This window comes from Alkaliphilus serpentinus (genome assembly GCF_009017255.1).
GTDB lineage: Bacteria > Bacillota > Clostridia > Peptostreptococcales > Natronincolaceae > Alkaliphilus_D > Alkaliphilus_D serpentinus.
The window spans coordinates 34,698-55,546 of record NZ_WBZB01000006.1 but is presented as its reverse complement, the minus strand read 5'-3'; the positions used below and the strand labels follow the sequence as shown (position 1 = coordinate 55,546).

19 protein-coding genes are annotated in these 20,849 nt (G+C 36.7%); 14 read left to right on the top strand and 5 right to left on the bottom strand.

What is annotated here, in order from left to right; translation table 11 throughout:
- Nucleotides 1-41 precede the first annotated feature (41 nt).
- Complete coding sequence (locus F8153_RS01905; protein WP_151864656.1) at nt 42-1,244, bottom strand: aminotransferase class III-fold pyridoxal phosphate-dependent enzyme; 1,203 nt, start codon at nt 1,242-1,244, stop codon at nt 42-44.
- Between the two features lie 109 nt (nt 1,245-1,353).
- Between F8153_RS01905 and F8153_RS01900 the strand changes: the two genes are divergently transcribed.
- The 7 genes from F8153_RS01900 (at nt 1,354) to F8153_RS01870 (ending at nt 8,262) form a co-directional block, all read left to right on the top strand.
- Nucleotides 1,354-2,715, top strand: coding sequence for an aminotransferase-like domain-containing protein (locus tag F8153_RS01900; protein WP_151864655.1), 1,362 nt, complete (start codon nt 1,354-1,356; stop codon nt 2,713-2,715).
- A gap of 87 nt (nt 2,716-2,802) precedes the next feature.
- Nucleotides 2,803-4,011, top strand: coding sequence for a winged helix-turn-helix domain-containing protein (locus tag F8153_RS01895; protein ID WP_151864654.1), 1,209 nt, complete (start codon nt 2,803-2,805; stop codon nt 4,009-4,011).
- Nucleotides 4,012-4,027: 16 nt separating this feature from the next.
- Nucleotides 4,028-4,237: a hypothetical protein gene (locus F8153_RS01890; RefSeq protein ID WP_151864653.1), complete on the top strand. Its 210-nt coding sequence runs from the start codon at nt 4,028-4,030 to the stop codon at nt 4,235-4,237.
- Nucleotides 4,238-4,314: 77 nt separating this feature from the next.
- Nucleotides 4,315-4,950, top strand: coding sequence for a GyrI-like domain-containing protein (locus F8153_RS01885; protein ID WP_151864652.1), 636 nt, complete (start codon nt 4,315-4,317; stop codon nt 4,948-4,950).
- Nucleotides 4,951-5,350: 400 nt separating this feature from the next.
- Nucleotides 5,351-6,721 carry a L,D-transpeptidase gene (locus F8153_RS01880; RefSeq protein WP_151864651.1) on the top strand — a complete coding sequence of 457 codons (1,371 nt, stop codon included), beginning with the start codon at nt 5,351-5,353 and terminating at the stop codon, nt 6,719-6,721.
- Between the two features lie 222 nt (nt 6,722-6,943).
- Nucleotides 6,944-7,894, top strand: a complete 951-nt coding sequence (locus F8153_RS01875; protein ID WP_151864650.1) for a GNAT family N-acetyltransferase — start codon at nt 6,944-6,946, stop codon at nt 7,892-7,894.
- Between the two features lie 116 nt (nt 7,895-8,010).
- A complete protein-coding gene (locus F8153_RS01870; RefSeq protein ID WP_151864649.1) occupies nt 8,011-8,262 on the top strand; it encodes a YkgJ family cysteine cluster protein in 252 nt (83 codons plus the stop codon).
- Nucleotides 8,263-8,336: 74 nt separating this feature from the next.
- On the opposite strand, the gene F8153_RS01865 is transcribed toward F8153_RS01870, so the two are convergent.
- A complete protein-coding gene (locus F8153_RS01865) occupies nt 8,337-9,980 on the bottom strand; it encodes a M20/M25/M40 family metallo-hydrolase (protein ID WP_151864648.1) in 1,644 nt (547 codons plus the stop codon).
- A 311-nt stretch (nt 9,981-10,291) separates the two neighbouring features.
- Between F8153_RS01865 and F8153_RS01860 the strand changes: the two genes are divergently transcribed.
- The 7 genes from F8153_RS01860 (at nt 10,292) to F8153_RS01835 (ending at nt 16,995) form a co-directional block, all read left to right on the top strand.
- Nucleotides 10,292-11,116, top strand: coding sequence for a DNA-formamidopyrimidine glycosylase family protein (locus F8153_RS01860; protein WP_151864647.1), 825 nt, complete (start codon nt 10,292-10,294; stop codon nt 11,114-11,116).
- Between the two features lie 251 nt (nt 11,117-11,367).
- Complete coding sequence (gene pckA, locus F8153_RS01855) at nt 11,368-12,963, top strand: phosphoenolpyruvate carboxykinase (ATP) (RefSeq protein WP_207707682.1); 1,596 nt, start codon at nt 11,368-11,370, stop codon at nt 12,961-12,963.
- Between the two features lie 335 nt (nt 12,964-13,298).
- On the top strand, nt 13,299-13,478 hold the full coding sequence (locus tag F8153_RS15945; RefSeq protein WP_192929612.1) for a hypothetical protein: 180 nt from the start codon (nt 13,299-13,301) through the stop codon (nt 13,476-13,478).
- Nucleotides 13,423-14,247, top strand: coding sequence for a polysaccharide deacetylase family protein (locus tag F8153_RS01850; RefSeq protein WP_151864646.1), 825 nt, complete (start codon nt 13,423-13,425; stop codon nt 14,245-14,247). Before F8153_RS15945 ends, F8153_RS01850 begins: the two co-directional genes overlap by 56 nt.
- A 302-nt stretch (nt 14,248-14,549) precedes the next feature.
- Nucleotides 14,550-15,227 carry an XRE family transcriptional regulator gene (locus F8153_RS01845; RefSeq protein WP_151864645.1) on the top strand — a complete coding sequence of 226 codons (678 nt, stop codon included), beginning with the start codon at nt 14,550-14,552 and terminating at the stop codon, nt 15,225-15,227.
- Between the two features lie 85 nt (nt 15,228-15,312).
- Entirely contained in the window at nt 15,313-16,077 is a 765-nt protein-coding gene (locus tag F8153_RS01840; protein ID WP_151864644.1) for a MerR family transcriptional regulator, read from the top strand.
- Nucleotides 16,078-16,320: 243 nt separating this feature from the next.
- On the top strand, nt 16,321-16,995 hold the full coding sequence (locus tag F8153_RS01835; RefSeq protein WP_151864643.1) for an N-formylglutamate amidohydrolase: 675 nt from the start codon (nt 16,321-16,323) through the stop codon (nt 16,993-16,995).
- A gap of 225 nt (nt 16,996-17,220) precedes the next feature.
- On the opposite strand, the gene F8153_RS01830 is transcribed toward F8153_RS01835, so the two are convergent.
- The 3 genes from F8153_RS01830 to F8153_RS01820 all read right to left on the bottom strand — a co-directional run bounded on the left by F8153_RS01830 (nt 17,221) and on the right by F8153_RS01820 (nt 20,820).
- Nucleotides 17,221-18,048, bottom strand: a complete 828-nt coding sequence (locus F8153_RS01830) for a Nif3-like dinuclear metal center hexameric protein (RefSeq protein ID WP_151864642.1) — start codon at nt 18,046-18,048, stop codon at nt 17,221-17,223.
- A gap of 98 nt (nt 18,049-18,146) precedes the next feature.
- On the bottom strand, nt 18,147-19,466 hold the full coding sequence (locus tag F8153_RS01825) for a TldD/PmbA family protein (RefSeq protein WP_151864641.1): 1,320 nt from the start codon (nt 19,464-19,466) through the stop codon (nt 18,147-18,149).
- A 1-nt stretch (nt 19,467) separates the two neighbouring features.
- Entirely contained in the window at nt 19,468-20,820 is a 1,353-nt protein-coding gene (locus F8153_RS01820) for a TldD/PmbA family protein (RefSeq protein WP_151864640.1), read from the bottom strand.
- Nucleotides 20,821-20,849: the final 29 nt, after the last annotated feature.

Sequence of the window (20,849 nt, the reverse complement as noted above, 5' to 3'; positions counted from 1 at the left end):
ATGAAGACCTTTAGAGGTCTTCATTTTAATTCCCCCCTACCCTAAGAGGCTAAAATATGCTGAAGGCTTGAGGCCAGGGCATCTACCTCTTGGCTTGTTAAGGTTAATGGTGGATATAAATGTATAAAATTGTGGGCTTCAGAATACCCAGTAAATATCCCATCCTTCAAAAGCCTTTTAAATACCTCCTTTGACCTATGAGGGTCTTCTAATAGAACTACATTCATCATTCCTCTCCCGCGGATTTCCTTAATACCCCCCACCAGCTCCCCTACTTCCCTAAGCTTTTGTCTTAGATAGTTGCCCATTTTATCACTGGCTTCAATAAGATTTTCCTTAACAATTACCTCCACAACTTTTCTTGCAACGATACAGCCCAATGGGTCATCGATATGGGATTGCACATATCTAAAGTCGGAGGCCTCCACTGCAGCAGCCAGCTTTGTAGAAACCAAAAGTCCACTTATGGGATAGCCATTTCCTAATCCTTTACCTAGGGCAATAAAGTCTGGGGATGTCAAGCTGCTATTAAAATAATCATAGTGCTGAAAGCCAAACCATTTACCGGTTCTTCCAAAGCCTGTTGTAACCTCATTTGCGATTACATAACCACCTGCAGCCCGAACTTCCTCAGATAAGTAGGAAATAAACTTTTGAGGTGGGCACAGTACAAGACCTCCCGAATTTCCAGCCTCAAATACAAAGGAGGCTATTTGTGAAAAATCAATATTACTTAACCTTCCACATTCATTGCAACTAATAGCTTTATTACAATTTAAACAACTAATTACATCAAGGTCAGTCCATAGCTGGGGGTTTCTAGGCATTCGTAAATCAGCAGATGCTCCATGATAGGAAATGGATAGGGATAGCTTCATAGTCCTACCTGTAAGAACCTCTGATAATTTTACAGCTAAGGAAACAGCTTCGCTGCCAGAGGATAAAAAAGTACCTTTATAGGGGGATTTAAGCTTTGTAGCTTCTATTAATTCCTTTACTAAAGCATGGGGATGTTCAGTTTCAAAAAATTGATGAAGGTGGGTGAGGAAATCTCCATTGGTTTTAACAGCCTCCATAACCTCCCCTCTATTATTGCCTAGAACTGCAGCCCAACAACCGGATTGAAAATCTATTACTTCTCCATATTCCTTTGTTAAAACTCTACTTCCTAAAGCCTTGATGGCTGTTAAGGAAACCTCAGGACCAACAAACATTCTTAAACGACTATCATTGCTATTTTTCATATTCTTTCCTCCAATATTGCTCTTTTATAAATTAAGTATATAATGGTAAGTATAGTAGTTCAATTTTATTAAATGAAATCTGTACTACTACAGAAGGGGTTTATTAGCCATGGAAAATAGTAAAATAGATATGGTAAAGGATTATATTTTTAATGAAGTTAAAGCAGGTAGAATAAAGAAGGGGCAACGACTACCCAGCTGTAGGGAATTATCAGCCCAGCTATCCATAAATAAAATAACTGTAAACAAAGCCTATAATCAGCTTGAAAGAGACCATAGGGTTTATAGCATCCCTAGGGGTGGCTTTTATTTGGTGGATTCAGATGAAACCTCAACTAACAAAGGCAATGTAGTGGATTTTCAGAATGTTAGACCTGATGATAAGCTTATTCCCTATAGGGAATTTACCCATGCAATTAACAGGGCAGTAGATCTTCACAAGAATTCCCTATTTGGTTATGAAACTCCAGAAGGATTACCCTCCTTAAGAACCACTCTGAAACACCAATTTGAAAAGGATGGGGTTTATACATCAGATGATAAAATCCTCATTACCCATGGGGCTCAACAGGCTATAGCTTTGGTTCTTCAAGCTGTATTCTTAAATTCAAAAGGTAAGCTGCTGGTTGAGGCACCAACCTATAATCTAGTATTAAGGATGGCAAAGCATTTAGGAATCAGTGTGGTGGGGATTAAAAGGATGGCAGATGGCTATGACTACAAGGAAATGGAGAGGCTATTTAAATCAGGAGAAATTGCTGCCTTCTATGTCATACCTAGACATCATAATCCTATGGGGTACTCCCTTAGTGAAAGGGATAAACAAAAGATCGCTGACCTCACAAATAAATATCAGATCCTTGTTATAGAGGACGATTATCTAGCAGACTTAGGCTCAAAAAAAGGATTTTTGCCAATTCATTATTATGACATAAAGAAGACTACGGTCTATATTCGAAGTTTCTCAAAAACCTTTATGCCTGGTATAAGGCTGGGGGCAGCCATTGTCCCTGAAGCTATCCGTCAAGAGATATTAGACCTTAAGCACGTAAGTGATTTAAATACATCTAGAATTCCCCAAGCTGCTCTGGATATTTTTATAAGATCTGGTATGTATCAAAAGCATATAAAAAGAGTGAGAAAATCCTACGAAGCTAAGCTAAGAAAGTCGGCAGAGATCTTTAAGGGATTAAGTCCTAAGGGCCTATACTACCATATTCCTGACCATGGGATATTCATATGGTTAGAGCTACCTAAGGATGTTTATGGATTGGCCCTAGAAAAAAAACTTCTTCAGGTGGGGATTAAAGTAAAGGAGGCATCGGAGTTTTTTCCTGAAGGATGGTTAACAGAAAATCAGTGTCATAACATTTTTATTAGGCTTTGTATATCAGGGGTTGACTATGATGGCTTAGATGCCTTAACCCAACTATTATCAGCTATTAGGCCTGATGAGGCTCCAATATTTTAAAAGGGAGAAGGTATTTTGTCGGTGTTTGAAGGTTATGGTAAAATAAAGTATAATCTGAATCATTAATAGGAATAGAGGGGATAGAATATGAAACAAGTAACACTAACCAATAGGCAAGCCCGTCAATTTATACTATTAAAGCAGGGGCTTTTAGATGATTATATATTCTCGGGAGAAGAGGGAGTGTGTAAGTATATAAAGCAGGCGGGATGTATACAATTTGATCCAATTGATGTTTGCGGAAAGAACCCTGAATTGGTTTTGCAATCAAGGGTAAAGAACTTTACAAAGGAAAGTCTTTATAAGCTTTTGTATATAGAGCGAAGACTTGTGGACTATTTTGATAAGAACATGGCTATTTTCAGTATTGAAGATTGGAAGTATTTTTCAAGACAAAGGGCTGCCCACGAAGATCATACCAGAAGCGTAGAGCAGGTAAAGGAAGTTGAAGATAAAATAATCGCTATGATTCAGGAAAAAGGTCATGTTTCATCAAAGGATCTTAATATTAAAGAAAAGGTGGATTGGTACTGGAGCTCCACCAGCTTAGCTAGAGCCGCACTGGAAACCTTATATTTTAGGGGAGACTTAATTCTACATCATAAAAAAGGTACTATAAAAAGCTATGGCCTTGCGAAGGATTACATTCCCGAAGAGATATTGCAGGCCCAAGATCCAAACAAAACCTTAGAAGACCATTGGAAATGGAGGGTATTAAGGCGTATCGGTGGAGTAGGCCTCCTTTGGAATAAACCATCGGATGCATGGCTGGGTATTGGCGGCTTAAAAGCAGCAAACCGTAATAAAGCCTTTGAGGAGCTTATAAAAGCTGAGAAAGTTACTGAGGTTCATGTTGAAGGTATCACGGAAAGCCTATACTGTTTAAGGGAGGATGCAGCCTTAATGAGTCAGGTTTTAAGTCAAAGGGAATTTTTGCCTCGTACGGAACTCATCGCTCCTTTAGATAATTTAATATGGGATAGAAAACTCATTAAAAAGCTCTTTAATTTTGATTACAAGTGGGAGATTTACACCCCCGAAGCACAAAGAAAGTACGGCTATTATGTGTTGCCTGTTTTACATGGCGATAGGTTCATTGGAAGAATTGAGATTGTTCATAACAAGAAGGAGGAAGAGCTTGTTGTTAAGAACCTTTGGTTAGAGGATTTTATTACAATGTCTAATGAAATTCATGCGGATCTAAGGGACTGTATTCATAGATTCGCCATCTTTCATAATTGTGAAGAGGTTACGATTTTAGAAAATACATTCCTTCAAGGATCTATAAAAATTTAGGAGGATAACACTTACAATGATTATTATGATTAACGGACCCTTTGGTGTAGGTAAAACAACAACGGCATATAAATTACTGAACTCTCTAGATAATAGTATGATTTTTGATCCTGAGGAAGTTGGTTTTATGCTGAGGAACATTATTACAAAGGATATAAGGCATGATGATGAAAAGAAAGATGACAGCAGAATAGGTTATGATAGAGTCAATAAAAAAGATCTATAGATATGTGTATATGACAGATAGTTGTCACTAATCCTTGTTAAACTTGAATTATAGATGAGTTGAAGGGAGAAATAGAAATGAATAAAGTTGATTACAAAAGGGATTTTAAGGAATTATATATGCCAAAGAAAAATCCTTCTATAGTTCATGTGCCACCAATAACCTTTATTACAATTGAGGGTAAGGGAGATCCCAATAGAGAGGAATTTGCCCTTGAAACTGGGGCCCTTTATAGTCTAAGCTATGCTGTGAAAATGTCTTATAAAGGGAAGGATGTTCCTAAAGATTTTTATGATTACACTGTATTTCCCCTAGAAGGAGAATGGGACTTGATTGATAAAGCCCTACCAGCAACTGATAAAAGCAATTTAAAATTTAAGCTTATGATTCGCCAACCAGATTTTTTAACTAAAGATTTATTTGATCGATTCCGGCAGGAAGTAAAAAAGAAAAAGCCCAGTTCTTATCTTGATTCTTTAAGGTTGGAAACTATAAATGAAGGGTTGTGTTGTCAAATCCTCCATATAGGTAGCTATGACCATGAGGCTGAAAGCTTTAAAAAAATGGAAGAATTCTGTGGTGAAAATGGTTATGTTAGAACTAGTAAATGTCATAGAGAAATCTATTTATCCGACCCCCGTAGGATAGAAGCTAGTAAACTAAGAACAATACTCCGTTTCAAAGTGGAGGCTAAGAAGGAGCTTAAAGAATAGTCTAGGAGGACACTTAAATAGCGAGTAACACCTATATTTTAAAACTGAGAAATTCGTTCTCGGGCAAAAGGCAGGGTGAAGTTTAAAAATACAGGCATTTTCAAAACTTACCTTCGGCTCAGACATTGAAAATACTATACTGTCATATGCTGGGGACTATCTCTCAGGGGTTATTGTATCTGTAATTTTCGCCTTCTTTTAATCTTATCTCCACAGATTTCTCATTATTTAATAATATAGGAGTTTAATTTAATCTATACTTTTTTGATGATCTGAAGACCCTTAAAATAGAGGGTCTTTTCTATGTTTAGCGCAAAAAAGGCACAATCTGAAGAATACATAAAAGTGAGTAATTTGAGAAATATAAATATAAGTAAATAAAATATAGAAGGGGATGCTTATGTATAAGAAAATTTCTCTGATTATAATGGCTTTAATACTGATTACAGCAATGGCGTGTAGCCCTAGAGAAAGGCCTAATCCACAAGGAGAACAGCCCAATGAAGATTTACCCAAAGATCGATTAGCTAAATCTAAAAAAGAGGCCGTTGAAGAGAATATCAATGGCTATAATCTTGAAGATGACTTAAGGATTAGTGATATTATTAAAGAGCCAGAGGAACACAGGGTATTACTGATTAGCGAGAAGGAAAAAATGCAGGTATTAGAAAGGGTTAAACCTAAAAAAATCAACACAGTTTTAGAAGAATATAAATCAGATCTTCCAAATGAAATTACCGAAGTCGTGCAGTATACCCAATATGAAATATCCTTTGATTACTTCCTTATAACAGCAGAAAATGGTGCAAAGATCTTAGAAAAGCCTAAGCCTAATTCCACCCTTGTAGCCCAAGGGGAGGAACTGGAAAAGGTATCTCTTCTTCAGAGGGTTGAAGGGGAGGAGATTAATGGATCAAAGATTTGGTACCGGGTAGCCTTTAAAAATGGTAATGGCATAAAGGAGGGGTATATATCCTCAACTGATGGTACTCCTAGAAGCTTCCGTTTCGATAAAATGCAGAATGCTATCAACGAACTGAAACAGCAATTAGCTGAGGGAGAGCTTCATTTTATTAGCAATTATAAGAATGAGAATGGCGCACCTCCTTCAAAGGGGGATGCAGCAGTAGATGAGCATGGATATAGGGTTTATCACAGTGCTCCTGCTTACCAAGAAGCCGATGAGAATAGCGACTTTAGATATATCCCGGATGGTATGCTGGTTAGAATCCTTAATGAAACTGGTGACTATTATCATATATATTCTCCTACATTTGATGGTAACTACTATGTACCCAAGAGATATATCGATCCTGAGAAAAAATTAGATAAACTTAAAGATGTAATTGTTGTGGATAGAAGCCAGCAGAATCAAGCTGCCTTTGAGGTTGTAGATAATGGCCTCAACCTCATATCTTATACCCTATCAACAACTGGAATTAAAGGAGATTTTTCCTTTGTAACCACCCTTGGAAGCTATAAGGCCATTGTTAAAAGAGATCGATTTGAATATCTGAAGAGTGGAACTCAGGAGATAGCAGGATATGCCCCCTTTGCTATTCGCTTCACTGGTGGAGCCTATATCCATGGTGTACCGGTAAAATATGAAGAGAAGGATGGAGAAAAGGTTGATCCAGGAGTCATAGAATATCTTCATACCATTGGTACCTTCCCAAGGTCCAGCATGTGTGTTAGGAATTATACCAGCCATGCAGAATTTCTATATAACTGGATGGATGTTGAAGGCGGAGCTTTTATTATTATTGAATAAAATCATCTATAAATGATTGATCAGTAAAATAATTAATATCAAATGTTTATGGGTAGGAGGAGCTAGTTTTCGTAATGGCTCCTTTACTATGTTTTTAAGGGGAGGAACAGCATCAAGATCATAAAGTTTATTACCTATTTTTAATTATTTATACGGTGGTCATTAATATATAATAGAACTATGATGATTGATAAAGAAATTTAAAAATAAGGGGTGGGAGATTTGAGAATAAAAATTGAATTTGATTCCTTAAGGGAGGAATACATAGATTCTGCTTTAGCACTAGTGCTGGATGCTTATGAAGAGGAAAGAAGGGCAATACCCTATTTACCAGAGGGTAAAGAATTAAAGGATATTTTATATCCACCAATATCTAGATTGTTTTCCAAGGGAACAGGGGCAGTAGCCCTACATAATGGAAGGTTGATTGGTTTCATTGCAGCCTATGAGCTACAAAGACTATGGGGATGGTGTAAGGGTGTTTATTGCCCCCTTTTTGGCCATGGTGCAATAAAAGAGGATAGAAGCAAAATCTATCAAGAGCTATATAAATATGCAGCGGAAAAATGGGTAGAAAAACAGTTAACCAGCCACGCTATAACCCTCCATACCCATGATAAAGAAACCATTGATACTTGGTTTTGGCTGGGCTTTGGTAATAGGTGCGTAGACTCTATACGAAAAACCTCCACAATCAATTCACAGGAGTCAGAAGGAATAATAATCAAAAAAATCGGTATGGATAGCCTCTATGAAATCGTAGAAGTAGAAAAAGCACTAAACCTTTATTTAAGGAAATCACCAATGTTTATGCATCGAGAGGAGGAGGATCCGTTAGAAAATCTAACTGAATGGCTTAAGGAGGAGAATCATCATCTTTGGGCAGCTTATAAAGAGGGTAAGGTAGTAGGACATATGCAGATTCAACCAGATGGTGAATCATTTATTACTTTACATCCTACAGTAATGAATATTACTGGAGCTTATGTTTTAGATAGTGAAAGGGGCTCGGGGATTGCATCCCTTTTATTAGATACCATACAAAAGTGGCAGCTAGACAATGGCTATTCCCTTTGTGGAGTAGATTTTGAATCCTTTAACCTAGATGGCAGTAAGTTCTGGAATCGATATTTTACCCCCTATACCTTTTCCCTTGCAAGAAGGATTGAATAAAGGATTTTTCAATTATTTTCATCTATAAAAGCTACAAGGTAACTATTCTATTTATTTGATATATAATAGTGTATTATATAATATGAGAAGATCATTTAGAGGGTGGAGGAGAATTTATGGAATGTAGGTTAGGATGTGGGGCCTGTTGTATTGCACCATCAATATCTTCTGTTATACCAGGGATGCTTAAAGGGAAGCCTGCAGGAGTTAGATGCATTCAATTAACCTCCGATAATAAGTGTAAATTGTTTAATAAGAAGGAAAGACCGGCAGTTTGTGTTAATCTAAAACCTTCAAAGGAAATGTGTGGTAAGGATGCTAAGGAAGCTTATAAAAATCTTACTTCTTTAGAAAGCCTTACCCGTTAAAATAACATAATAAAGATGGAAAATCCCTTTGGGCCTCAAAGGGATTTTATAATTATATTTATAAATACTCTGAGTTATATATACAGAGCTTTTTCAAAACATTTTTCTATTAAAGCCTTAATAATGGTTGGAATTCGTTCATAGACGTCCTTTGTAAAAACCCGCTCAGTAATCTTGTGGAGATCTTTACCCCATGGCCCTATATTGACCACTGGCATTTGTAGGGTAGAAAGCTCCTTGAAGGGAATGTGATAAATAAAATCCCAGCCAGGACTATTGGCCTTTATGATATCCATATCCTCATTTTTACCTATCCACGATGTATAAGATAAATCTGAGATCCCCATAAAGAATCCGTGGGATTCAAAGGTTAAGTTATATTTTTCCTCTGAGATGCTGTTGATGACCTCCTCAATTGCAAAGGGAAGCTTTGTACTAATGAATTGGTTGTTAATATGGGGGTAGTATGGGCCAGACAGGGCAACAATGATGGCGGGACCCTCTAAATCAATCCATTCAGTTACATACTCTATTAAACGGGTAGTACCTTCAGGTAGAGTAACGATATTCTTCCCCAAGGCTTCTGTAATTTCTTCTAAAAAACACCCATAGCCCTCCATAAAAAGATCTTGATTTTTATTCATAGCCATATTAAATATCATCTCGAAGGTATAAACCTTAGGCTCGATAGAGATTTCTTCTGCTTCAACACCCGTTAAATTACAGTAGTTTTCGTATGCATCCTGGAAGTGAATTAAAGTATCCCTAACGGTTCTCTTAGATAGAGAAACTAATTTATCCATGATCTCCTTTGGAGATCTGGTAAAGGTAAGCCAATTGAAGTAGCCAGTTGCAGCCTCTGGTATGGAAGCATCATAGGCTTTTTTTCTATCTTTAAGATTAACCCAAACTGGTGGTGGAGTGGCTACTCCATGATGGACATCGCAAAGCTCAACGTTTAGCTCGGTTTTTTTCTGTAGGTCTGCCAGCACCAACGACGGATTAAAGCCATTAAAGGGTTCTCCTATATGACTCTTAACACCCTTTACATAAAGAACAGGCATAATCTTCCCAACAGATCCCTCATAAAATATGGCCTTTCCTTTAGTTTGGTTAAAGTAAGGCTCACTGTTGATGGCCAATAGGTATTCTAATTGATGTTCCTCCCTTAAGGAAGTTAGTAAAGAAACACCCTTTAACATCCCCTTTGATAGGGTCTCTTCGTCTGGGACACTGAGTATAAGAATATTTCCATCTAGGTCCCTATCTTCTGAAAAAACAGCGCTTAATACCAACTGTATAGCTGCCCCCGCCTTCATATCAGCAGACCCTCTACCAAAGGTCCATTCTCCAGATTCAAGATCTTTTTTTACTTGAGGGGAGAGCCTTCGTTCTTTAAGGGCCACCTGCAGTTCATCGGGCCTCAAAGCTACAGCCTTTAGTTTTCCATACTCTTCGATATCTATAGCATCATGGTGATGAATTAGTATGACGGTTTTGCTTCCTTTTCCCTTAACCAAAGACCATACAACACTTCTATTATGGGAGTCATCCTCAAGGGGATAAGTGCCACAAAGGTGGCTATTTTCTTGGAAATAGGGCTGTTCTTTAATCCAGCTTAAAATCTGCTCTTCAATATAGGTCTCTCTCTGAGTATTGGTATCACTTTGGGTTGCCAAAAGGCGCAGAAATAATGGGCGGATTCTTTCTTCAAACATTGTAAACACTTCTTTCTATCATTTATTTCTCCAACAAGGTTGGCCTTCTGTTAATTTTACCATATAATCCTTTAAATATCATAGAATCTCCCTTGTTATAGATGAAGCACTGAAAAATCTAATCAATGCTTAATTTATATTTACCCTTGGCATTATTCGATATTCAACAGATAAGGATATAAAATCTAGCTGACTTTGTCATAAAGCTCAGAGGGTAGAAGTCTCTATCCTCTTTTTTACTGAGTAAATACGTGCTACAATAAAGGATGTAAATGGAATTTTTTCATGCAATATTTAAAGGAGGTATGTACATGATTGAATTGCCGGAAGCTGTTGTATTAGCAGAGCAGTTTAACGAAGCTATCTATGGAAAGAAGATCAGTAGGGTTATTGCCAATCATAGTCCCCACAAATTTGCTTGGTATCATGGAGATCCCGAAAGATATCATCAACTTCTCCATGGAAGAATAATTGGTAAAGCCTCTGCCTATGGAAGCTTTGTAGAAATTAATGTAGAGGATGGAGTTGTTTTATTCAGCGAAGGAATCAACTTGCGTTACCACGGAGAAAATGAAAGACCTAAGAAGCATCAGCTGTTAATAGAGTTTGATGATTCCACTGCAATAAGTGGATCTGTTCAAATGTATGGTGGCCTTTGGTGCTTTGAAGAAGGGGAATTTGATAATATCTACTATCAGCAAGCAAAGGAAAAGCCCTCACCACTATCAGATAATTTTGATAAGGACTACTTTGATAGGATAATCTCTGGTACTAAAGCTGAAGGCCTTAGTGCGAAGGCTTTAATTGCAACGGAACAAAGAATTCCAGGCCTTGGCAATGGTGTTCTACAGGACATTCTCTTTAATGCAAAAATTCATCCTAAGAAGAAGCTTAAGGACTTTAGTAGGTTAGATAGAGAGGATTTATACAACTCTATCAAAACTACACTGTCTGAAATAACTGAAGGGGGCGGAAGGGATACAGAAAAGAACTTATATGGCTTTAATGGAGGGTATAAAACAAAGCTCAGTAAGAATACTGTTAATAAACCCTGTTGCCAATGTGGTAGTATAATTACCAAAGGAGCATACATGGGAGGGAGCATATACTTCTGTAGTGGCTGCCAAAGTCTATAGGGTATCTTTACTTCTTTAGTTCTTACAATTTCAAATAGATTCAAATAGAGGGCTAATTTCTAAGGAGATTATAGCCCTTTTTGAGTGGGGGAATTGAATAATAGAAATAGTAAAAATATTTAGACTATTTAGTATAACATTAATAAAATGTAACATATAAGTTGAATATTATATATTGAAATAAATTATTAATGTGCTATACTAATTGATGTAATAATACATACAAAAAACAAATTCTGGGAGGTAATCTTTTGAATAGTTCTATTAAGACCATTAGTCATGATGATTTTAAACCAAAGAAGCTACACTATAATCTTTCTCCTAAACAATTGATTGAGTTTGCTGTAGATAGAGAAGGTGGTTCTATAGCAGAAAATGGAAGTTTATGTATAAATACCGGAGCCTATACAGGAAGATCACCTAAGGACAGATATATAGTTGATGAAGCACTGGTACATGATCATGTAAATTGGGAAAAGGGCAATATCCCTATGGAAACAAGTACCTTTGAGAAACTTTATAATAAGGCTATGGAATACATACAACAAAAAGAGATATTTGTTTTTGATGGTTTTATTGGTACTGATGAAAAATATCGAATGCCCATTAGGGTGATTAATGAATTTGCCTATCAGAATCTTTTTGCCCAGCAGATGTTTGTAAAGGCAACAGCAGAAGAGCTACAGGATATAAGCCCAGAATTTACTGTAATAGCACTACCAGACCTTAAGGCGATACCAGAGATTGATGGTACCAATTCAGAGGTATTTATTATCATTAGCTTTGAGAGAAAAACCGTTCTAATTGGAGGAACAAAATACTCTGGAGAAATTAAAAAATCAATGTTTACTGTGATGAACTATCTATTACCCTTTAAGGATGTACTGCCAATGCATTGCTCAGCCAACATTGGTAAGGAGGGTGACGTAGCCTTGTTCTTTGGATTATCAGGAACAGGAAAAACCACATTATCTGCAGATGAAAATAGAAAATTAATAGGTGATGATGAGCATGGCTGGACAGAGAAAGGTGTATTTAACTTCGAAGGTGGATGCTATGCAAAGTGTATTAATCTATCGCAGGTCTATGAACCCCAAATATGGGATGCCATTAGAGAAGGAGCAATTCTTGAAAATGTTGTGATAGATGAGAAAACAGGTATATTAGATTACAATGATGATCGATATACAGAAAACACCAGAGCAGCTTTTCCTATAAATCATATTGATGATGCTGTTCTTGAAGGGGTTGGAGGCATACCTAAAACCATCGTCTTTTTAACGGCGGATGCAACTGGGGTTTTACCTCCGATTTCAAAGCTATCAAAGGAGCAGGCAATGTATCATTTCTTGTCGGGATACACCAGTAAGTTGGCGGGAACTGAGAGAGGGATAGTTCAGCCTATTGCAACCTTTTCAACCTGTTTTGGTGAACCCTTTATGATCCTTAAACCTCAAGTATATGCAAAGCTTTTGGGAGAAAAAATAGATCGATATAACGTAAATGTATTTCTCGTAAATACTGGCTGGACAGGAGGAGCCTATGGAACAGGCAGCCGGATGAAGATAAAATATACGAGGGCTATGGTTAGAGCAGCAATAGAGGGTCAACTAGATCATGTCAGCTATATAACCGATCCAATTTTTAAACTGCAAATGCCAACAGAATGTCCCAATGTACCCACGGAAATATTAAATCCATCTAATACATGGATGGATATAAGTGAGTATAGTAGGAAAGCAAAGGAACTGGCAAATCGCTTTAATGAAAACTTTATGAAATTTAGAGATGTTTCCAAGGATATTGAACAGGTCAATTATGAATTAATCCACAATAATATTGCTTAAACTCATATAAAATCAACCAGACAATAAAGGGTCTATGGCCTCCGTTGTCTGTTTTTTTATTTAATAGGAAAGTTCTCTTTTTTCCTATTAAATGGGGGATTTTAAGGGGGTAACCCCCTTATAAAAATAAGGAGAGTACAAGGAAGTGTCCTAGAGAACGCATGGGTTCTCTGGAAAACAAAAGCATTTTAACCATAGAAAATTAACGCATGAAATGCTTTTGTTCTTTAAAAAATATTTCCAAGCTATGTTAATGATACACAACCTAAAGCATATATTTATTAAATAGAAACACTAAAATTTTATCTACCATAAAGCTTGGGAAGGAGTTTAATATGCTTAAGAAATATCAATTGCCAATGTTGATATGCCTACTACTGGGAATCATCATACCTACAATTGAAGCCCATACCTTAATAAGTACACCCATAAAGTATCATGAAACTGATATAAAGGGATATGGGGGGGGGAGAAAAAGCAGAAATAATAGATACAGATTACTTTATAGACAATGAAGCAAATGTTGAAGATATTCATAAGGAATTATTGAAAGTTAAAAAGAAGATAAATGAAGATTCAAAGAATGAAGCAGTAGAAGTATCTTTTGATACTGATAATAAAGAAAATCTGGAGATTGGCATAGAAGCTAATGAGTTAGAGGTCATAAAAAAAATTGCCATAAGCTTTGATGATGGCCCTCATCCTAAAATAACTCCGAAAATTTTAGAAGAGTTTCATAAAAGGGGAGCAAAGGCAACTTTTTATGTTGTTGGAGATAGAGTAGAAAGGTATCCTAGTATAGCCTATCAGATCATTAAAGAGGGCCATGAAATTGGTAATCACACGTGGGATCACCCATATTTAACTAAATTGAAGGTAAAGGATATTCAACAGCAGCTAGTAGCAACCCAAGAGATCATTTTTAGAGCCACTGGTAAAAATGCTATATCTATGAGACCACCCTATGGAGCTTTAAACAATCGGGTTAGAGAAGCAATTGATATGCCTATTATCCTTTGGAACATAGATGTTAAGGATTGGATGTATCGAGATTCTGATTATATTAGCAGCTATATTATCAAACATGCTTACGATGGAGCCATTATACTTCTTCATGATATCTATCCCTCAACTGCTGAAGCAATTGGTAGTATATTAGATGATTTAATAGGCAGGGGTTTTCAATTGGTTACCGTTAGTCAGCTATTGGGTATGGAGGAGGAGATAATTGAAGAAACAGTTATCTATAAAGACTTACCCCAACAAAGGTTAATTAGCTTTTAAATGAGATGACAGAGTTCATCCTTCTTTACATGATTGGCACAATGGGATTATTGGAGGAGTGGAGATGAATTATGGAAGGGGGCTGATAGAAATAAAAAGGTGGAGGGCATTTCTGAAGAATTGAAAATGCGGTAGTTTGTTTAAATCTTAAATATTAACCCTTATATTGTTAACTGATTTCATGCTATGGTTTAAAATAACCATAGCATTCTAATTTATCTAGAAAGATTAATGGTTTTAACCAGTATCTAGTCTTGCTATAATAGAGTTAGTATCAATTAAATATCCAACGAGGTGATCAAATGAATCGTTTAGCAGCAATTATTAAAGAAGCCAGATTAAAGGCTAAATTAACTGAAAAACAACTGGCCAAGAAGTGCGGATTATCTGAGGCCTATATTATTCAAATAGAATCTGGGAAAAAAGTTATTAACGAAAAGGCAGCTGAAAATATTCTTAATAAGCTAGGAAAAAAGCTTGAGTCAGTTTACGATCAAATTGAAGCCAAGGAGACACCTGTTAAAGCAAAGGAAATTAAAGAAGAGAAGAAGGAGGCATATACTCCTATAGAGCCAACCCATCAATGGGCCGATGCCTTAGCCAATATTATAAAAAAATTTCCAATCTATGATATTGCTAACAATAAGGTTGTTGGATTTAAGGACTTGCCTGTTATAGATAAGAAAATTGAGGGTTTTCATTGGGAGAAGCTGATGTTTCTTCAAGTTGATAATGATGAAATGGAGGCTCTACGTATTAAAAGGAATGATATTATAACCATTTCCTTAACGAAGGAAATACATAATGGAAGTGTTTATCTCATTGAAGTAAATAAAAAAAGAATCCTAAGACAATTAAGAAGAGAACAAAACAATAGGGTGGTGTTATCCACCGGTGTTAAGGGAGAAAATCCTGTGATTACAGATTTAAACAAAGTTGAGGTAATTGGAAAATGTGTTAAGGTAGAATTTCGCTTTTAATCTCAAACCATTAGATATTTTTGCCTTTTAGTGTTGACCTTAACGTTACGTAAAGGTGTATATTAAAAATAAGGGAGGTGATCAGATGGAGTATACAGTGCAAAAGTTAGGTAAGATGGCGGGGGTCAGCAGCAGAACCTTAAGATACTATGATGAAATTGAAATCCTTAAGCCGGCAAGGATTAATTCATCGGGATACAGAATTTACGGTGAGACAGAGGTTCAACAGCTACAGCAGATATTATTCTTTAGAGAATTAGGGGTAAGTCTGGAGGCCATTAAGGCCATCATAACAGATCCTGAGTTTAATGCCATAGAGGCACTGAGACAACATCATGAAAAGCTCCTAGAAAAAAAATATCAAATAGATGTGCTGATTGCTAATGTGGAAAAGACCATTGAATCAGCAATAGGAGGCTATAAAATGAGTGATAAAGAGAGATTCCAAGGATTTAAGGAGAAAATGATTGAGGATAATGAAAGGAAGTATGGAAAGGAAGTAAGGAAGAAATTCGGCGATGAAGCCATGGATCAGTCAAATAAGCATTTTAAAAATATGACTAAAGAAGAATATGATAAAATGCAAAAATTGGGTGAAGACATACTAAGCACCCTAGCTGAAGCCTTTAAGACAGGGAATCCAGCAGGTAAGCTGGCACAGGAGGTCGCGGAGCTTCATAAGGAATGGCTTACTATGGCCTGGGGCTACTACAATAAAGAAGCCCATGGAGGATTGGCCCAGATGTATGTAGATGATGAAAGATTTACAGCCTACTATGATAAAAACCAGCCTGGGACAGCAGCCTTCTTAAGGGATGCTATTCATATTTACACTGGAATGAAGAAATAAGATTCATATTAACCTACTAAGAGCTTAAAGGCACATCCTTTAGGCTCTTTTTCTATAATAAACTATAAATATGAATTTTGATGTTTTTTCGCTCTTAATTCTTATAATTCTTTTTGCATTCATCTTTAATTCTACATTTATAATAACGAATTACCAATTACTAATTCCATTGTATTTAATCCCTATAACCCAAAGACATATGGGATAAACTAATTAAAATAAAATATCGAAGGGAGGTTATCCTTGATTTACAGCCTAGAGGAGATAATAGAAAAAGCCCTTATCTATGAAAAACAGTTTTCCAATAATCATTACCATGGAAATCCTTACAAAGGAATCTATCAATATATTTCAGGTAAAACACCCATTATTCTTTCTGCTCCCCATGCAGTAAAGCAAATCAGAGATGGGAGATATAAAAAGGCAGATATATTTACGGGTACCATAGGAATTATACTGCAGGAATTAACAGGATGCCACTTAATTTATAGAAGCTATACGGGGGATGGTGATGCCAATAGGGACATTGTATGTCCATATAAAGGATATCTAGCGGAAATTATTAAAGATAAAAATCTTCTATATCTTATAGATTTGCATGGAATGGACAAAAAACATCCTATTGATATTGATATTGGCACCTTAAATGGAAAATCAGCCAGCTGGAGTCTAAAAAAGTTGGTTATAAATAGTTTTTATGAATTTGATATTCATAAAGTTAAATTTGATCATTTATTTGATGCCGATAGTAAGGGGACAGTAACCCAAACAATCTGGCAAAGCCAAGCTATACATTGTATCCAAATGGAGATTAATGGCGCTTATCGAAATATAAAAAACACAAAAAACCATTTAAATTTTTATAGGCTTTTATGTAGCTTAGAAAATTTAATTCTATCTCTTTCAAAGGAGGAATAACAAAAGCATTTCATGCGTTAATTTTCTATGGTTAAAATGCTTTTGTTTTCCAGAGAACCCATGCGTTCTCTAGGACACTTCGTTGTACTCTCCTTATTATTATAAGGGGGAGGGGCCCCTTAAAATCCCCCATTTAATAGGAAAAAAGAGAACTTTCCTATTAAATAAAAAAACCATGAAGCTTAGTTTAATGGCCTCATGGTTTTCTTATGTTCATGTTCTAATTTACTTCGGATCGATTATCCCGCTCATTCTAACAACTTCAATACCTTTGCTTTCTAACTCCTGTAGGAATTCGTTGATACCAACGGAGTCACTGGCCATATGGCCTGCAACTATGATGTTTCCGATATTTTGCTCTCTAACAGCTTTAATTACATCCTCTGGCATATGCATAGCAATGATGGTTCCAACACCAGCTTCAAAGTATGCCTTCATTACATTTGAACCACCGCCTGTACCACCAGCCATGGTAACAAATACTTTTCCTGCAAAATCATCCTTGCTACCTACTCTAATAACTGGCTTTGCTAACGTTCTTTGATACTCTGGAAGGGTTTCTAAGGCGTCAATCACATCCTGAAGCTTGGCCTTTGGATTGTCCTTAAGCTTTTCATCTAACAGCTTTTGCACCTTTTTTTCTGCTAGGATATCTGCTGGGGTATGAATTCCCATAAAAGGCATCTTTAATAGCTTGGCAGCAGAAACTGCTCTGTCATAGTTAGAAACATGTAGACCTCTTTCAACTTCGCCCTTTTTCTCAGTCAATGCCTTTTGAGCTCTGTTTATGGGTACTCCAGCTCTAACCATTGTATTAATTTGGTTTTCCATAACCTTATGTAGGTTAATTCTTGGGCTTCCACCTGTGGGGTGATGGGTGATAACTAAATCTACACCTAAATCCCTTGCCAACAGCATCTCTGCCAATTCCATATCAACACCCATGGCAACCTTTTTAATGTTATCTCCTTCTACAATAATTCCAGAGTCTGCTGGTATTTCTTCTAGTCCTGCTAGCTTCAAAGCTATGTCCATAATTTCCTTGGTATTCATTTCTATTCCTCCTTATAAAAAAACCTATATATAAAAAATTTACTTCTTATTTATTATATGACATTTAGTGGGTATAAATCAAATCTATAAAAAAGGATTTAGCTACCTACAACACTAATGCCGTCAAACAGAACTGCAGGGGAATAGCCCATAGTAAAGAAGACAACATTCATTACCTCTGGTTTTGTGGCCACTTCTTTAATTTTAAGCATATCCTCATATATGTTCCCAGCAACCATTACATCCATAACCTTACCAACAAATTTACCATCCTCAATTAAATAACCCGCTGAAACATTTAGTGAATACTCCCCAGCTGGTATGTTGCCGGTGTGGGTCCCCATAACAGCATCTACGTAAATGCCTTTTTTTATTCCTTTAATAAGCTCAGCATCTGGAAGGGGATTAGCACCCTCAATTACAAAGTTGCTGCTGTCAATTGATGGTTGATCCTCTATATCATTGGAGAAAATGGTTCTTTTAAAGCTATTACCCGTTGCCTTCATCTTCAATTTTTCTTCTGCTGAGGCAGCTACAAGATAGCTTTTTAGAATACCCTTTTCAATTAAATAGGTATCTTTGGTTGGGGTACCTTCGTCATCAAAGGGACAGCTTCCAAAACCATATTCAAGCCTACCATTGTCACGAATGGTGATGATATCTGAAGCAATCTTCTCGCCAAGCTTATTTTCCAGGGGAGATATATTCTTTAATACATTACCAGCATTAACCCCTGACAATAATCTAGTCATCAATGCACCCATTGCCGAGCCACTGAATATTACAGGATAGCTACCAGTGGCAACCTGAACTCTATTTTCGGTGGCTAGGTGTTTTTCAATAATTAGCTTTACATCATCTAAAGACAATTCAATAAACTTAGCTGCCTTCACACGATGGGTTACGGCAATAAAGCCCTGCTTAGATTTTGTCATCAGCAGAATGTAATATCCAGTTTTCTTATACTGATTATCAAAGCCAGCTGAATTGACTATATGAAGATATTCAATAGTTCTATAGATATAAACATCTGGAATAACCTCAGCATTAACAGACTTAAATAGATCTAGTATTCTTAGACCTTCATTTTTGATTTCATCAATGGTAAGGTCTGCAACCTTCTTATCATAGCACTTAACCTCTTCAACAGGTAAATTTTTAAAGGTTAGTGTTTCCTCCTTCTGATACTTACTTGACAGTATAGCTCGATCAATAATAGATTCATCCTCTAGGGAGGTGGCTACTGCACTGCCGCTTCTGCCATCCTTGTTGATTCTTAGTGAAATACCAAGGGTTTTGTGGCCTTTCACCGATTGAATGCTGCCATTGAGGATTGTTAATTGGGTTTTATACTCATCCTTTTTATAGAGCTCAGCCCCATCACACTTTTCTAACACTTTTTTAAATAGGTTTTCCATATTACTTACCCCCTATAGCCATGGATTTAATTCTCATAAAGGGTGAGCCATTACCAGAGCTTATTAATATTTGGCCATCCTTTCCACAACCACCCCTTTTTCTCATATCAATATTGTCACAAATCATATCGATATTCTTAAGGGTGCTAAATAGATTACCTGTTAAAACAATGTCTCTAACCATTTCTTTAATTTCACCATCTTTTATTACATATCCACCCTGTACAGCAAAGGTAAACATTTCACCAGTGGTCTGTCCGCCGGCTGAACCAAATAGGTAGAGGCCATCCTTGGTTGCCGCAATCATTTCTTCAAAGCTATGGGGCCCTTTATCTATATAGATATTTCCCATTCTAACAAGGGGATTGAACTCGTAATTTTTTGCCCTTGCATGACCAGTGACTTCTTCGCCAACATGGCTAGCAGTTTCTCTAGAATGTAGTCTGCCAGTTAAAATTCCATCCTTAATCAAATAGGTTTTCTTTCCCCTTACACCTTCATCATCATAGATATAGCTTCCAGGATAACCTGTCATACCTGGATCATCAATAACATTTAATATGGGAGTAGCAAATTCCTTTCCTAACTCCATAGTTTCCTTTAAGGCGTTACTCCTTAGTAAATTATCAGCTTCACTTAGGTGACCAAAGGCTTCATGGATAAATAAGCCTCCAACCTCGTGGTCCAGAATCACATCATACTTACCACCTTTAATGGGCTTAGCTGAAAGAAGATCAACAGTAATCTGGGCTTTTTTCAGAACCTCTTCCTCTTTGTTGTACATGTCCTCAAAGCTATCGCTACCACCGAAGGCCAGTCGGGTTTGTTGAGTTAAGCCATCCCTTTTAGAGGTGATGGAAAAGGTCATTCCACAAATTAATTGCTCCTGCTCAATATGGGTGCCTTCATTATTTACAAAAACCTTTTGAGAATATTGCTCGTAATATTCGCCTTCAGCAACGGCTATTTCCTCTACTCCCTTAGCCAATGTGCAGTATTTCAATAATAGGTTCTTTTTCTCTTCTATTGAAATAGTCCTTGGATCAATTGAAGGTTTAAGCAATACCTTGTCAACCACTACAGGAACCGGAGCCAGAGTTTTATTGCCGGGAATAAGCCTACTAAAGGCAATACTCTCAGCGATGGCTTGAGGAGCATCCTCCAGCTTATTAAAGGAAAAGGAACCAAAGCCTCCTCCACAAAGGGCTCTTGCGTGGCCTCCCTTTTTATTTGTAACACTAACTTCCTTAACTTCATCATTTTTCACCTTAACAGTGGTGGTGGTTAAGGCTTCAAATCTAATATCCTGATATCCATCATTGCCTAATGACTTCAATAGAAGCTTAGCATCCATTTATTTACTACCTCCTTAAAAAGTAATTT

What these genes read in the sequence shown, in the direction of transcription:
- F8153_RS01905 (WP_151864656.1), bottom strand. Translation starts at nt 1,244, where the DNA reads ATGAAAAATAGCAATGATAGTCGTTTAAGAATGTTTGTTGGTCCTGAG.
- F8153_RS01900 (WP_151864655.1), top strand. Translation starts at nt 1,354, where the DNA reads ATGGAAAATAGTAAAATAGATATGGTAAAGGATTATATTTTTAATGAA.
- F8153_RS01895 (WP_151864654.1), top strand. Translation starts at nt 2,803, where the DNA reads ATGAAACAAGTAACACTAACCAATAGGCAAGCCCGTCAATTTATACTA.
- F8153_RS01890 (WP_151864653.1), top strand. Translation starts at nt 4,028, where the DNA reads ATGATTATTATGATTAACGGACCCTTTGGTGTAGGTAAAACAACAACG.
- F8153_RS01885 (WP_151864652.1), top strand. Translation starts at nt 4,315, where the DNA reads ATGAATAAAGTTGATTACAAAAGGGATTTTAAGGAATTATATATGCCA.
- F8153_RS01880 (WP_151864651.1), top strand. Translation starts at nt 5,351, where the DNA reads ATGTATAAGAAAATTTCTCTGATTATAATGGCTTTAATACTGATTACA.
- F8153_RS01870 (WP_151864649.1), top strand. Translation starts at nt 8,011, where the DNA reads ATGGAATGTAGGTTAGGATGTGGGGCCTGTTGTATTGCACCATCAATA.
- F8153_RS01865 (WP_151864648.1), bottom strand. Translation starts at nt 9,980, where the DNA reads ATGTTTGAAGAAAGAATCCGCCCATTATTTCTGCGCCTTTTGGCAACC.
- F8153_RS01860 (WP_151864647.1), top strand. Translation starts at nt 10,292, where the DNA reads ATGATTGAATTGCCGGAAGCTGTTGTATTAGCAGAGCAGTTTAACGAA.
- F8153_RS15945 (WP_192929612.1), top strand. Translation starts at nt 13,299, where the DNA reads ATGCTTAAGAAATATCAATTGCCAATGTTGATATGCCTACTACTGGGA.
- F8153_RS01850 (WP_151864646.1), top strand. Translation starts at nt 13,423, where the DNA reads ATGGGGGGGGGAGAAAAAGCAGAAATAATAGATACAGATTACTTTATA.
- F8153_RS01845 (WP_151864645.1), top strand. Translation starts at nt 14,550, where the DNA reads ATGAATCGTTTAGCAGCAATTATTAAAGAAGCCAGATTAAAGGCTAAA.
- F8153_RS01840 (WP_151864644.1), top strand. Translation starts at nt 15,313, where the DNA reads ATGGAGTATACAGTGCAAAAGTTAGGTAAGATGGCGGGGGTCAGCAGC.
- F8153_RS01830 (WP_151864642.1), bottom strand. Translation starts at nt 18,048, where the DNA reads ATGAATACCAAGGAAATTATGGACATAGCTTTGAAGCTAGCAGGACTA.
- F8153_RS01825 (WP_151864641.1), bottom strand. Translation starts at nt 19,466, where the DNA reads ATGGAAAACCTATTTAAAAAAGTGTTAGAAAAGTGTGATGGGGCTGAG.
- F8153_RS01820 (WP_151864640.1), bottom strand. Translation starts at nt 20,820, where the DNA reads ATGGATGCTAAGCTTCTATTGAAGTCATTAGGCAATGATGGATATCAG.